Here is a 14,506-nt window from a genome sequence, read left to right on the forward strand (position 1 = left end):
TCAGGGCCCGTCCGACCCCGAGTCGCCGGACCCACCCCGGCCGGACGGTCCGGCGGCCGGGTCGGCCTTGGCCTCGGCCCTGCGGATGGCGGGGCCGATGGCCCGCTCCACCGCGAGCCGCCCTTCGCCCGCGTCGCCGAGGCGGCGGACCATCAGCCGGACGATGGCGTGGAAGAAGAGGGCCGGTCCGCAGGCCGTCCACTCGTCGCGGTGCGCGGGATCCAGGAGGAAGTCCAGGACGGCGTCGGGCTCCGCCTCGACGAACCGGAACTCGGTGTGCTCCCACTTGTCGTCGACGCCCCGGCTCCAGCGGTCGCGCAGGTCCGCCTCGCTCAGATCGGGCAGGACGGCCAGGAAGAAGGCGGCCCACTGATGGCGGCCGACATCCATGCCGAAGGACAGCAACTCCAGCTCGCAGGCGTCGCTCTGATGCACCGCCAGTTCCTCGCGCAGGGCGCGCCGGGCGGCCCCGAAGAGGTCCGGGACGCCGTCCTTCAGGTCGTGCTTCCCCGAAAGTCCCTCGTTGGCCGAGGAGTTCCAGTTCCCGGCGTTGCCGCCGACGGTGGGACTGCGCCGGGAGAAGAGCATCCGGTTGTCCCTGCCGGTCACCACGGCCACGTTCGCGCCGAAGCTGCTGGACAGGAACCCGTTCACGGCCACCGGGTCCTTGCCCGCGAGATAGTGCTCGCGCAGGGTGAATCCGGCTCCCTCGCCCTCCTCCATCCTGCGGTCGAGCTGCTGGGCGGCGAGGAAGGTGAAGTAGTCCGCGGGTGAGAAGCGGATCTCGACGATCGGGTCCTCGACGTCGTCGCTGCGGGTGACGGCGATCGTCTCGACGGCGAACCGCGGGTGGTTCCAGCGCCGGTCGGCGCCGGCGACGGCCCGCGTGGCCTGCTCCTCCTCGATCTCCTGGCGCCAGCGGCGTACGTCCTCGGGCACGTGCACGGGCTCGTCGGCGTCGTAGTAGATCCTCAGGTTCTCCTCGACGATGGGACGGGTGCCGTCGCCCTCGTAGACGTAGCAGTCGGTCTGCAGCGGCCCGATGCGGACGGGATCGCGATCTTCTGTCACGACAGCCTTTCCCTTGATCCAACTACGTGCTCAGGAAGGACAGTTGCACAGCCCGTGAGAGGGTTGCAACACTCTCACCAGGGGCGGGGGAGGCGGGTGTGACGGTCACGGGGGTGCACGGCGAGGCGTTCGTCGTGTGTGTCGACGCGTACGACCAGGAACCGGACGCCGCGCTGGAATCGGCACGCCGTTGCGCGGAGGACTTCCGTGAACTGGCGCGGCGCCTGGGCTTCGACGCCTCCACTCCGGTGATCTCGGGGACGAAGCACGAGATCGAGGACGCGCTCGACAGGATCAGGGAGTCACCGGCCCCGCGCAAGCTGCTCTACTGGGTGGGGCACGGCGTGAAGACGGGCAGGGACGGCGGGGTGCTGCCCTGCCGTGACTACCGCCGCGCGGGAAACCGGAAGGTCTTCACGCCGGCCGAACTCGCCTCGGTCCTCACCGGTTCGAGCGGCGACCTCCTGCTGATCGTCGACACCTGCCATGCCGCGGACATCGCCTACGCCGTGTACCAGGAGTACGTCGACCAGGAGGTCTCGCGGGACGCGACGGTCCCCGGACCGGCCGGGGCCGACGTGCCCGGCCGCGGCATCGGCTGCCTGGGCACCGTCGGAGGAGAGGAGCTGGCGCAGGTCGGGCTCTGGCTGGGCGCCTGGAAGGAGCTCGTCGAGTCCCGGGCGTACGAGTTCCGGCAGGAGCCGCTGTGGAACGCCTACGCCCGGGCCGTGCACGGGATGGTGGTCCTCGAGGCCGTCCATCACGTCCTGGCCCGTTCACCTTCGGGCGACCTCGTCACGCCCCGGCCCCACGGCGGGACGCGGCTCCTCGGCTTCTTCCGGAACCCCTACTACGACCCGACCGCGCGCCCCGTCTCGGCCGCCGCGCCCACCCGGCGGCAGGAGCTGCTGGGCGAGCAGGTGCAGCGCATGCTGCGGAGCAGGTTCCGCGGCCTCTGGCTGGAGGAGGAGGGCGAGGCCCTCTTCGTCGGCCGGCGGCACTCGCTGGCCCGGATCACCGAGTGGCTCACCTCCTCCGCGCGCAGCGGCATCCTGGTCGTCACGGGCGCGCCGGGCTGCGGCAAGTCCGCGCTGCTGGGGCAGATCGCGATGATGACGATCAAGGACACGCCGCAGTACCTCGCGCTGCCCGCGGAGCGGCGCGTCGGTCTGGCGGGAGCGATCCTCGCGGGCATCCAGTGCCGTGGCCGCAGCGCCCTCGAGTGTGCGGCCGAACTGGCCCGGGGCATGCGGATCGAGGAGCCGTCGTCCGGCTGGAAGGACGTCGGCGAGGTGGTGCGGGCGCTGATCGCGGCGTGCCGGGCGGAGGGAGACGCCGCCTTCCTGGTCGACGGCCTCGACGAGACGGATCCCGCCCATCTCGACTCGCTCGTCACGGAGGTGCTCGGACCGCTGGGGCAGCAGCCCAACGTGCGGATCCTGGTGGGCACCCGGCCCACGGCGGGATCCGCGCTGTCGCTGCTCGACGCCTCGACCCATGAACTCGACACGGTGCACGACCGGTGGGACGACATCGCCGCCTACGTGCACCGCCGGCTGGGCGTGCCCGGCTCCGCGTACGCGGACGACGCCGCGCTGCGCGAGGCCGTGGCGCGGGAGCTGGTCCGGCGCAGCCAGGGAGTGTTCCTCGTCGCGCGCCTGCACTGCACCGCGCTGGTCCGGTCCGGAAAGGCGCTGGCCCCGGACGCCGAGGAGTTCCGAGGCCTGCTCGCCTCCGGGCTCGAGGAGGCGCTGGACCAGGAGATCCGCGATCTGGACCGGGTGGCCGCGGCCGGGCCGGGCGGCGCCGTGGCGCCGGGCTGGGCCCGCGGGCTGCTGCTGCCGCTCGCGCTGTCGTACGGTGCGGGGCTGCCGCACGCCGACGGCATCTGGCTCCAGGCGGCCCGGCGCCTCGCCGAACTGCGCGGGCAGGCCGTCTCGTACACCTCCGACGACGTCCGCCGGATCAGGAGCGTGGCCGGCGCGCACATCGTGGAGTACGGCGAGGCCGGCCAGCCGGTCTACCGGCTCAGCCACGAGGCCATGGGCCATCACCTCCTGGAGGGCGCCGGTGCGCCGGCGGAGCTGCACGCGGCCATGACCGACGTCCTGCTGGGCGCGCACCGCGCGACCTACCGGGGCCGCGGCGCCACCAACCCGTACATCGCCCGTCACGCCACCGCACACGCCGCGGCGGCCGGGCGCCTTGACGAGGTGGCGAAGGACGCCGAGTTCCTGGTCAACGCCGAGCCGGAACGCCTGCTGTCGCTGCTCGACCGGCCGGGCGCCGCGGCCGGCGCCGAGACGGCGCTGTACCGGCGGGTCGCCGAGGAACTCATCGGGAAGAGCCCGGCCGAGCGGTCCGCGCTGCTGCAGGCCACGGCGCTCTACCAGCAGCCGGAACTGCGGTCCTGGGCCCGGTCTCCCGGTCTGTCGTTCTGGTCGGACGAGTGGACGACGACTCCGCCGGTCCCGCCGTTCCGGACGCTCAAGGTCCCGCAGGGCGATGTGCGGGCGGTGGCGGCGGACAGCGACGGCGGCGGGCTGCTGGCGGCGGGCGAGCGCCTGTGGCACTGGCGCCGGCCCGGTGGCCGACCGGACTTCCTGCACCAGTGGCTGGGGAGCGGGGCGTTCCACGCGCTGTCGGCGGCGCCGTCGGGTGCCGGCCTGACGGCGGTCGCCGACGCCGAGCGGTTGGTGGTGTGGACGTCGGAGGCGGGGCCCGTCCTGGAGTACGGGTGGGGCGCCCGGATCGGCGACGTGGCGGCCGGCGCGCCCGGCGGAACGCCTCTCGTGGCCGCGGCGAGCGGCACCACGCTCTCCGTGTGGGCGTGGCGGGACGGCCGCCCGCGGCACCGCGGCTTCTGGCCCTGGCCCCGGCCGGGGCTGATCCAGGGCGTCGCGGTCGGCGCGCTGGACGACCGGGCCTGCGTCCTGGCGGGCGGTGACGGCGGGGTGGTCGTGTGGGACGCGCGGACGGGTGAGCAGGTGCTCGCGTTCGCGGCGGAGGGCGGCCGGGCCGACGCGCTCGCCGCCGCGGCCTGGCGCGACGGGCTGCACGTCGCCGTCCTCGGCACGGCACGGCCGCAGGTCCGGGTCTGGCGGGTCACCGGCGGGCCCCGGCCCGGCGCGGAGCTCGTCCACGCGGCGGCGCTGCGGCACGCCTCCGGTTCGGCCGTGGCCCTCAGCGATCATCCGGACGATCCGCTGGTGGCGGCCGTGGACGGCGGGACCGTACGGCTGTGGCGGGTCGAGGACGGCGAGGAGCTGCCGCGGCTGACCGGACACCGCACGCAGCCGCGCTCGGTGGCCTTCCTCCGCGACGAGGAACGGTCCGTGTGCGTGGCGGACGGGTCCGGGATCCGGATCTGGCAGTCGGCCTCGGGCCCGTCGGCCGGGGCGGCGCCGTCACGGCCCCGGACCGGCATGCCGGGATCGGGCAGCGCGCACACCGGCGCGATGGCCGGCGCGCGGCCGGGCGCGGGAGCCGTGGCGCTCGCCGCGGAGGACGCCGTCCGCGTCTGGGACCTGGGCGGGCGTCATCTGGCGGACGACCGGGCGCTGGAGCGCGTCTCGTCACTCGCGCTGCGTGCCACGCCGGACGGGACGGTCTGGCTCGCGGCCGGCGGGCGGCATCCCGTCCACGGTCCCTGTGTCCGGGTCAGGAGGCTGACGGCCGCCACCGGGGACTCGGGCGGAGGCGGAGGCAGGGACGGAGGCGCGGACGGCGGGGGCCCGGGCGGCGAGGACTTCGGGGGGCAGAGCTCCGGCGGGGACGGCTCGGGCGACGAGGACTTCGGCGGGCCCAGTTCCGGCGGCGACGGCTCCGGCCGCGACGGCTCCGACGGCGACGGCTTCGGTGAGGCGGACTTCGCCGTCGACCTGCACCGCGACAGCAGCGTGACCGCGGTGGGCCTGGTCGGCACGCGAGAGGCCGTGCACGTGCTGGCGGCGAAGGACCGCCACATCCTGCGCTGGGACCTCTCCACGCGGGAGCGGCTGGAGGGCATGCACGTCGGCGTCGGGCGGATCGAGCACCTGGCGGTCGTCGAGTCGCCAGGCGCCGAACCGTTCGTGGCCGCGACCGCCGGCGACTCCGTATGGATCTGGCAGCGGGCGGAATCCGGCCCGCCGCTGAGGTTCCGGCTGCCGAAGCCGCCGCCCGGCCGGGCCCTGGCCCCTGCCCGCGCGCTGGCCGGCACCCATGACGCCCGCGGCGGGCCCCTGGTGGCCGTCGCCACGTCCGACGGTGTCTTCACGGGCTCGCTCGACGACCGCCTGGAGGAAGGCACCGGCCGGCGCGAACTCCGGCTGTTCCGGGCGGCCGCCGACGTCCGGTCGCTGGCCTTCTGCCCGAGCGCGGGCGGACGGCTCGTGATGCTGGCCGCGAGCCGTACCCGGACCGTCCACGAGTGGGCTCTCGACGCGCGCGGCGAGGACCGTCTGCTGCCGGACCGGGGCTACGACGTGCACCAGGTGTTCGCGGCGCCCGGCGGCTCGGGACCGCTCCTCGCGGCGGTCGGTCGGGAACGGATGGACGTCCTGCGGCTCGAGGACCGCCGCGGGTGACACGAAGGAGAGAGATGGCGAACGACCTGGTCGTCTTCGTCCCCGGAATCCTGGGCAGCGAGCTGCGCGACGCGAACGGGAGGGACGTGTGGAACCTGACCCCCGGCGTGGTCGGCAGTGTGCTCTTCGACATGGAGCGCTACTTCGAGCGCCTGACGCTGCCGCCGGGCGCCGGGAACGAGGCGCCGGAGGGGCCGTACGCGCTGTCACCCGGCGGCCTGCTGCGCGAGCCGCGCGTCTGGCCCGGGCTGATGCCGCACGTCGCGTACAAGAAGCTGGCCCGGCACCTGGGTGACCTGGTGGCCGGCCGGACGGTCGTCTTCCCGTACGACTGGCGGCTGTCGAACCGCTGGTCCGCGGAGCTCCTGAAGGCGTTCGTGGAGCGGGAGCTGGCGCGCTGGACGGAGGAGTGCCGCGGCCGCGGCGAGACCGGTGAGCGGGCGCCCAAGGTCGTCTACATCTGCCATTCCATGGGCGGGCTCGTGACCCGCTACTACCTGGAGGTGCTGGGCGGCCGGGAGACGGCGCGGTCCCTGGTGACGCTCGGGACGCCGTACGCGGGCGCGGTCAAGGCCGTTCAGGCGCTGACCGGGACCTTCCCCGGCCGCAAGGTGCGCGCGGTGCCCGAGCGGCTGCGCACCCGGCTGGTGGAGGCGGCCCGGAGCATGCCGTCCGTGCACCAGCTGCTGCCCACGTACCAGTGCGTCGCCGGGCATCCGGACGGCACCCGGCTGGAGGACGTGTCCGTGCCCGGTCTGGACACGGCGATGGTGGACGACGCCTTCGCGTTCCGCAGGACGCTGGACGAGCACATCCGGAGCAACGCCGAGGCGGACCGGGCCGCCGGGCGGCCGGAGGCGTACCAGCTCTTCGCCTCCGGCGGCAACGGCGAGCCCACGGACGTGCTGCTGCGGCTGTCCGGCGGGCGGATCGCGTACGACGACCGCCTTCCCGGCGAGCCTCGCTGGCAGGGCGACGGCACGGTGCCGTGTCTGTCGGCCACCCCGCCGGACTGGCCGAACGGCGGCCGGATGGACTGGTTCCGGCTCGGTCACACCGCTCTGCCCAACGACGCCAAGCTGCAGCGGCAGTTGCTCGACCGCTACGAGGCCCTGGACCACCGGCCCTACCAGACGCTGGGCACGGGCTTCGGCGTCGACGTCCCGGAGGCCGTGGCCAAGGGCGAGCCGGTGGAGGTGACGGCCGTGTCGGAGGAGTCCGGGCTGTTCCTGGAAGGGCGCCTGGTCTCCCCCGCCGACGGGGAGGTCCTGGAGCGCCGGAGGCTGTTCCCGGCGGAGGACGGGCACTACCGCGCCACGTTCACGCCGCCGCCGGGCATCTGGCTCGTCGAGGTGTCGGCGCCGAGGGTGACGACCGCCTCGGTGCAGCAGGAGACCCTCGTCGTCCTGGACTGACCGTCACTCCACCCGGCCGCGCACCAGCGGCAGGTCCAGCGTCCCCGTGTCCTCGGGGGCGCTGACGACCGTGACCGGCTTGACGCCGCGGTTTCCGGCGTAGGCCGTGTCGCTCGCCGCGATCACGAACTCCAGGCGGTGGCCGGTCTCGTAGCGGTGGACGATGCCCGGGAGTTCGACGGTGAAGGGACGGGTGACGTCGGGGACGCGGACCGGGGCGACGAGGCGGTTGACCAGGGTCCTGGTGCCGTCGGGCGACACGTCGTAGAGCTTGGCGAACAGGACGAGCTTGTCGGCGGCGTCGCCGGAGTCCTGGACGCGTTCGGTGCGCGGCGAGACGACCTTGAGGGTGGCGCGCGGAGAGCCGACGAGGTCGGCGGGCTCGGTGAGCGGGGCGCTGGTCCAGCCGAGGTAGGTGCCGGCGGTGTCGTACGGGCGGGGATCGGGCAGGCCGATGAGGCCGGCCAGCGAGGACTCGGAGTGGCTGGTCGGGACGAGCCAGTTGGCGTAGGCGCGCGAGCCGCGGGCGACCTTGGCGCGGTTGTCGACGAGCTTGCCGTCGCCGGAGAGGTAGAGCCGCCGGCTCGGCGCGGGCACGCCGTCGGCGGTGCCGTAGCCGGTCTGCCAGTCACGGTAGTAGGCGAACGCGGGTCCGGCGTCGACCGTCCGGTCGCCACGCAGATGGCGGTCGAACCAGGCGAGGACGCGTCGGCCGACGTAGCTGGTCTCCAAATTCCCCTGGCCGAGGTCGAGTTCGCCGGGCCGCTGTCCGCCGCTGTGGCCCCAGGACTGCCAGATCATCCTGGTCTCGACGCCGTGGCGGCGGAGGGTGTCGTAGGTGTCCTGGGCTTCGTTGAGGTTGAACAGGCTGTCGCTCTGGCCCTGGACGATCAGCGTCGGTGCCTTGACCTTGTCGAGGTACGAGACCGGGGAGACGCTGCGGGCGAAGGCGAGCATCCGGTCCGTGGCGGCCCGCGGGTAGCTGCCGGAGTTGAGCAGCCGCACGGTGTCGCAGGCGTCGGTGACGAAGTGCAGGCAGCCGAGGCCGTTGACGCGGCTGGGATCGAGGGAGGGCACGAGCAGGGGCTGGCCCTCGCCCATGAGGTAGAAGCCGTTGGCCCACTGCCACTTGAAGACGCCGGGCGTGGCGCGGTCGGCAGCGTTGGGTGCGAGGGAGTAGGCGAGGTCGTTCCAGGTGATGAGCGGGACGAGGGCGTCGAGGCGGGGATCGGTGGCGGCGGTGGCGAGCTGGATGGCGCCGCCGTAGGAGCCGCCGATCATGCCGACGCGCGGATCGTCCGGGCCGTCGTGGGTGACGAAGTCGGCGCGGGTGCCGTCGTCGGCGGCGCGGGTGCCGGCGAGGAAGTCGACGAGGCGGGCGGCGGCCTGTCCGTCGATGCGCGGGTCGTCGAGGGATATGAGGCAGCCGCTCTTGCCGAAGCCGAGTCCGGAGTAGACGAGGCCGACGTAGCCGCGGGAGGCGACGGCCTTGCCGATGGCGTCGGTGGAGCCGTCGTTCTTGCTGCCGCCGAAGCCGTTGGTGGCGAGGACGGCGGGCGCGGGACGGTCGGCGTCGACGCCGTCGGGGCGGTAGAGGTCGGCGTCGATCACACAACTCCGGCCGCCGGCCTGGACGGTGAAGCGGAGCGGAGTGACGGTGTACGTGCCGGCCGTCGCGGCGGCGGCTTGTGCGGGGGCGGCGGTGGCGGCGAGCGGCGCGGCCAGCACCGCCCCGGCCACGAGCGCGCGGACGGCCTTGCGGGATCTGGGCAGGGCACGGGACACGGGGACCTCCACACCGAGGACGCACAAGAGACCTACCTACCGGTAGGTACGGGGCCGCGCCCATGGTGTGACACGTGTCATAAGGCCGTCAACGCGCGGGACGAAGGTTGTTGACGGAGATTCAGTGAAGGGCCGGCGTCCCCGGCCGCCCTCTCAGCTCAGCGCCGGGACGTCCAGGGTGAGCGTGCCCGCCTCCGCGTCCAGGACGCCCGGGATTCCCCACGGCACGGTCGGCGCGCTCTCCTGGTGCCCGAAGCCCATGCGCTCCACCACCGGCACACCGAGCCCGCCGAGCCGGTCCGCGAGCACGGCGCGCACCTGCTCGTACGGCCCGCACTCCTCCCACGAGCCGAGCCCGATCCCGGCGACGCCGTCCAGCCATCCGGCGCGCAGCAGTTGGGTGAGGATCCGGTCCAGGCGGTACGGCTCCTCCCCCACGTCCTCCAGGAACAGCAGCCCGCCGGCGGCGGAGGGCCGGGCGTGCGGGGTGCCGAGGTCGGCGGCGAGCAGGCTGACGCAGCCGCCGAGCGTGACGCCCCGGGCGCGGCCCGGGACCAGGGCGGCGGCGGTCTCCAGGCCGACGGTGCGCACCGACTCGGGCTCGAAGAGGGTGGCCCGCAGGGACTCCTGGGTGCGGGCGTTGTTGAGGAAGGCCGCGGCGGCGACCATCGGACCGTGCAGCGTGGCGAGGCCGAGGCGGACGGCGAAGGCCTCGTGGAGGGCGGTGACGTCGCTGTATCCGACGAGGACCTTGGGGCCGGCGGCGCGCAGGGCCCGCCAGTCGAGCAGGTCCACCATGCGCTGGGCGCCGTAGCCGCCGCGGGCGCAGAGCACCGCGGAGACGTCGGGGTCGCACCAGGCCTCCGTCAGGTCGCGGGCCCGGTCCTCGTCCGCGCCGGCGAGGTGACCGAGCGTGGGATGGGTGTCGAGGACGTGCGGGGCGACGACCGGGTCGAGGTCCCAGCCGCGCAGGATGTCGAGCCCGGCCCGCAGACGGTCCTCCGGTACGGGCCCGCTGGGCGCGACGACGGCGACACGGGCGCCGGGCCGCAGCCGAGGAGGGCGGACGAGCTCGGGGACGGGAGCCGGGGCGGGGGCCGCACGGGGCCTCTGGGTGGGCTTGGGGACCGGCTTCGGGGCGGTCGGCGGGGCGGGCTTCGGACCGGGCGTCGGGCCCGGCGTCGGGGCGGTCATGTCCTCAGCTCCAGGGCGGGGACGTCGGAGCGCTCGACGCCGAAGGTCCGTACGTACAGCGCGAGTTCCGCCTCCAGGGCGCGGATCATGGTGTCGGCCCTGCGGAAGCCGTGGCTCTCGCCCTCGAAGGCGAGGTAGGCGTGCGGGACGCCCCGGCCGGCGATCCGGGCGAGGAACCGCTCGGCCTGCGCGGGCGGGCAGATCACGTCGTCCAGTCCCTGCAGCAGCAGGAAGGGCACGGAGATCCGCTCGACGTGCTCGAGCGGGGAGCGTTCCCGGTAGCGGTCCGGGACCTCGGCGAGCGGGCCGATCAGCGAGTGCGGATACCGGGACTCGAAGTCGTGGGTCTCGCCGTCGGCCCAGGCCGCCGGGTCGAGGATGGGATAGATGATCGTCCCGCAGGCGTAGACCTCGCCGTGCTCGGCGTGCACGAGAGAGGCGGCGGTGGTCCAGCCGCCCGCGCTGCCGCCGCGCACGGCGATGCGGCGCGGGTCGGCGGTGCCCTCGGCGGCGAGCGCACGGGCCACGGCGGCGCAGTCCTCGACGTCGACCACGCCCCACTGTTCGCGCAGCCGTTCGCGGTACTCCCGGCCGTAGCCGGTGGAGCCGCCGTAGTTGACCTCGGCGACGCCGATGCCGCGGGAGGTGAAGTAGGCGATCTCCAGGTCGAGGACGAGCGGCGCGTGCCCGGTGGGGCCGCCGTGCGCCCAGACCACGTAGGGCGGCAGCTCGTCGGCGGGTCCGGTGCGGTCCGGGTGGTGCGGCGGGTAGAGGTGGGCGTGGATCTCCCGGCCGTCGGGCCCGGCGAAGACGCGGATCCGCGGTTCGGGGTAGTAGGCGGGGTCGACGGGGTCGTGGTGCGGGGAGCCGATGACCCGGGTGCGGCCGGTGCGGGTGTCGAGCTCCACCACCTCGTAGCCGCTGCGGGGTCCGGCGGCGACGCCGACGACCCGGCTGCCGTGGACGGCGAGGGTGGCGGCCCACTCGGTCCAGGGTCCGGCGGCGTCGACCAGGTCGCCGGTCCCGGGGTCCAGTATCCCGAGCGTGTGGGCGCCCTTTCCGTGGAGGACGGCGATCAGTCCGTCGTCCAGCGGCTGGAACCAGGCGAGGCCGATCTTCCACAGCGGACCGCCGAACTCCTCGGGCCGCGGGCAGAGCGCGACCGGCTCGCCGTGCCGGCCGTCCTCGGTGCCCGCACGGGTGCTGTAGAGGTTCCACCAGCCGGTGCGGTCGCTGAGGTGGAGCAGCCGCCCGTCGGCGGTCCAGGCGATCTGCGGCACCGACTCCTCGGGGCCGCCGGCGACGGTGCGGGCCGGCCCGAACGTGCCGTCCGGCGTGATCTCCGCGAGCTGCACCTCTGTGCCGTCCCAGGGCATCCGCGGATGGTCCCAGGCGATCCAGGCGGCCTGCCGGCCGTCGGGCGAGATCCGTGGGCCGGTGACGAAGCGGTGCCGTCCGTCGGAGAGTTCGCGCACCCGTGAGCGGTCCTCGGCGGCGGAGCCGTCCAGCGGCACCGCGGCGATCACCCGGCGCACGTCGGTCGGGCCGGGTCCGGTGAACTCCTCCAGGACGCACCACACCTCGCCCCGCTCGGGGCGGAGCACCGGGTCGACCCAGCGCAGTCCGTCGCCGGTCGTGGAGACGGGAGTGAGCGGCCGGGGCGCGGCGCCGTCCGCCGCGTCCGGCTCGTAGGCGTACAGCCGCTGGTCGGCGTGGTGGCAGAACACGACGACCGTGGAGCCGTCGGGCCGCACGGTGCCGGCCCAGGGCTGTCCGCCGTACTCGATGACGCGGCTGCGTACGTTCCACGGCGCCGGCAGGACCGACTCCTCGGTGCCGTCGGGACGGCGGCGCACCAAGGCGCGCCGGCCGCCCTCGGCGGGGCGCGGGGCCGTCCACCACACCTCGTCGCCGACGAACCCGACGTATTCGGGCCGTCCGTCGTGGGCGGCGGCGAGTGCGGCGTCGACGGGCGACGGCCAGCTGCCGTAGGCGGCCGTGGGTGCCATCCAGGTCCCCCTCTGGGTGCGGTGCGGGTCGGGTCCGTCAGGCGGACCGCAGATAGTGGTCGAGGACGCGGACTCCGAAGTGGAGGGCGTCGACGGGGACGCGTTCGTCCACGCCGTGGAAGAGCGCCCCGTAGTCGAGTCCGGGCGGCAGTCTCAGCGGCGAGAAGCCGTAGCCGGTGATGCCGAGCCGGGAGAACTGCTTGGCGTCGGTGCCGCCGGACATGGCGAAGGGGACGACGTGTCCTTCCGGGTCGAAGCGCTCGACGGCGGCCCGCAGCCGGGCGAAGGTCGGCGAGTCGACCGGCGCCTCCAGCGGCACCTCGCGGTGGTGGAACTCCCACGCCACGTCGGGACCGGTGAGCCGGTCCATGGTCTCGACGAACTCCTCCTCGCCGCCGGGCAGCATCCGCCCGTCCACGTACGCCACGGCCTCGCCCGGGATCACGTTCACCTTGTAACCGGCGGCCATCATCGTGGGGTTGGCACTGTTGCGGACGGTGGGCTGGACGAGGGCGGCGGCCGGGCCGAGCTTCTCCAGGAGCGCGTCGGTGTCGAAGCCGGGCGCGTCGACGTCGGTGTCGATGCCGTACAGCGCGGCCAGTTCGGTCAGGGCGGCCCGCACGGTGGAGGTGAGCCGGACGGGCCACTCGTGGTTCCCGATGCGGGCGACGGCCTCGGCGAGACGGGTGACCGCGTTGGCGGTGTTGACCTTGGAGCCGTGGCCGGCCCGGCCGCGGGCGGTGAGCTTGAGCCACGCGGTGCCGCGCTCGCCGGCCGCGATCGGATAGAGCGTCATGCCCGGCTGCGGGTGGAAGCTGAAGGCGCCGGACTCGCTGATGCCCTCCGTGCAGCCCTCGAAGAGGCCCGGATGGTGGTCGGCGAGGAAGCCGGAGCCGTCCTCGGCGCTCGCCTCCTCGTCCGCGGTGTACGCGAGGACGACGTCCCGTCGCGGCCGGACGCCCTGCCGGGCCCAGGCGCGGACGACGGCGAGCACCATCGCGTCCATGTTCTTCATGTCGACGGCGCCGCGGCCCCACACCACGCCGTCGCGGACCTCGCCCGAGAACGGGTGCACGGTCCAGTCGGCGGCCTCGGCGGGGACCACGTCGAGGTGTCCGTGGACGAGCAGCGCGTCGGCCGTGGGGTCGGTGCCGGGAATCCGGGCGACGACGTTGGTGCGGCCCGGCGTGCGCTCCAGGAGCACGGGCTCGACGCCCGCGTCGGCGAGGCGCTCCGCCACGTACTCGGCGGCGGGCCGCTCGCGGCAGTCGCCGCCGCCCCGGTTGGTGGTGTCGATCCTGATCAGGTCGGAGGTGAAGGCGACGACCTCGTCGAGTGCCGCCCCGTCCGGGCCCCGGTCCTCCTCAGCCATACTGCTCCTCCACGGCGGCGGACACGATCGTGGTGACCGCCTTGAATGTGCGAATCGCCTCGTACATCGTCTCGCTGGTGTAGGCGACCCGCCGCTCGCCACTCCGCTCGGCGCCCGGGACCACCGTCGCGGCGGCGGCCAGGTGTTCGGCGTCGAACTCCAGCTCCACGGTGAAGGGTCCGCCTCTGACCGGCTCGTGCCGCACGGCGAGCGAGGCGGCCGCCTTCGCGGCGGCGCGGATGTCGGCGGCGGTGCGGGCGGGTGTGCGGCAGACCGCCGCGTAGCGCGAGACGTGGTCCTTGACCGCGACCTTGTGCGCCTCCGGCGCGTAGCCGAGGGCGTCCTCGCAGGTCAGGTCGTCGCCGGTGACGAGGATGACGGGCACGCCGAACTCGGCCACCACGTGCGCGTTGAGCAGGCCCTCGCTCGCGCGCTCTCCGTTGAGCCAGACGCCGGTGATGGAGTTGGCGAGATAGGTGTGCGCGAGGACGCCTTCGGCGCCGGCGCCGGTGTGATAGCCGACGAACGCGATCCCGTCGACGTCGCCGTGCTGGACGCCCTCGACCATCGACAGCGACTTGTGGCGGCCGGTGAGCATCTCGGCCCGCTCGTCCAGCCGCTCGAGGAGCAGATTGCGCATGGACCAGTGCGCCTCGTTGATGAGCACCTCGTCGGCGCCGCCGTCGAAGAACCCGAGCACCGCCGCGTTGACGTCCGAGGTGAACATGGACCGGCACCGCTCCCACTGCGGCGTGCCGGGCAGCACGTCGGCGGGCCAGGTCACACCGGTGGCGCCTTCCATGTCGGCGCTGATCAGGATCTTCATGCCAGGCACCGTACGCGCCGACCGACGACGCCCACCACCCCTGTGGAAAAGTGTCGGAGGCGTGGACCGGTGGCGGTGATTCGGGCGAATCCTTTCATCCCGTACGTATAGGCTGACCGGCGCAGTTTTCGTCCTCCCGCGACCTCAGGAGACTCCTCGGTGACCACCTCGCTCGCCCCGTCCGGAATCCCCGTCCCCGCCGAAAGCGCCGACAACTCCGCGAGCGCCGAGAGCGGCGAGAGCGTCCACGGCATCGACAGCGTCCA

Annotated in this window: 8 protein-coding genes; 2 read left to right on the forward strand and 6 right to left on the reverse strand. The window is 74.2% G+C overall.

The window, feature by feature from the left end:
• Entirely contained in the window at window positions 1-1,071 is a 1,071-nt protein-coding gene (locus ACIGO8_RS09005; protein ID WP_399726154.1) for a translation initiation factor 2, read from the reverse strand.
• A 98-nt stretch (window positions 1,072-1,169) separates the two neighbouring features.
• On the opposite strand from ACIGO8_RS09005, the gene ACIGO8_RS09010 reads away from it, so the two are divergent.
• On the forward strand, window positions 1,170-5,639 hold the full coding sequence (locus ACIGO8_RS09010) for a hypothetical protein (protein ID WP_399726156.1): 4,470 nt from the start codon (window positions 1,170-1,172) through the stop codon (window positions 5,637-5,639).
• 14 nt (window positions 5,640-5,653) lie between these two features.
• Window positions 5,654-7,054, forward strand: a complete 1,401-nt coding sequence (locus ACIGO8_RS09015) for an esterase/lipase family protein (protein ID WP_399726159.1) — start codon at window positions 5,654-5,656, stop codon at window positions 7,052-7,054.
• Window positions 7,055-7,057: 3 nt separating this feature from the next.
• On the opposite strand, the gene ACIGO8_RS09020 is transcribed toward ACIGO8_RS09015, so the two are convergent.
• From ACIGO8_RS09020 to ACIGO8_RS09040, 5 genes are all read right to left on the reverse strand, one after another.
• Window positions 7,058-8,839 carry a CocE/NonD family hydrolase gene (locus tag ACIGO8_RS09020; protein WP_399726161.1) on the reverse strand — a complete coding sequence of 594 codons (1,782 nt, stop codon included), beginning with the start codon at window positions 8,837-8,839 and terminating at the stop codon, window positions 7,058-7,060.
• Window positions 8,840-8,992: 153 nt separating this feature from the next.
• Window positions 8,993-10,033 carry an LD-carboxypeptidase gene (locus ACIGO8_RS09025; protein ID WP_399726164.1) on the reverse strand — a complete coding sequence of 347 codons (1,041 nt, stop codon included), beginning with the start codon at window positions 10,031-10,033 and terminating at the stop codon, window positions 8,993-8,995.
• The gene (locus ACIGO8_RS09030) at window positions 10,030-12,042 is read right to left on the reverse strand and encodes a prolyl oligopeptidase family serine peptidase (protein WP_399726167.1); all 2,013 of its coding nucleotides are present in this window, start codon (window positions 12,040-12,042) and stop codon (window positions 10,030-10,032) included. Before ACIGO8_RS09030 ends, ACIGO8_RS09025 begins: the two co-directional genes overlap by 4 nt.
• Before the next feature lie 37 nt (window positions 12,043-12,079).
• Window positions 12,080-13,414, reverse strand: coding sequence for a M20/M25/M40 family metallo-hydrolase (locus tag ACIGO8_RS09035; RefSeq protein ID WP_399726169.1), 1,335 nt, complete (start codon window positions 13,412-13,414; stop codon window positions 12,080-12,082).
• The gene (locus ACIGO8_RS09040; RefSeq protein WP_399726172.1) at window positions 13,407-14,240 is read right to left on the reverse strand and encodes a M55 family metallopeptidase; all 834 of its coding nucleotides are present in this window, start codon (window positions 14,238-14,240) and stop codon (window positions 13,407-13,409) included. The genes ACIGO8_RS09035 and ACIGO8_RS09040 overlap by 8 nt, the downstream gene beginning before the upstream one ends.
• Window positions 14,241-14,506 lie beyond the last annotated feature (266 nt).

This window comes from Streptomyces sp. NPDC053493 (assembly GCF_044544825.1).
GTDB lineage: Bacteria > Actinomycetota > Actinomycetes > Streptomycetales > Streptomycetaceae > Streptomyces.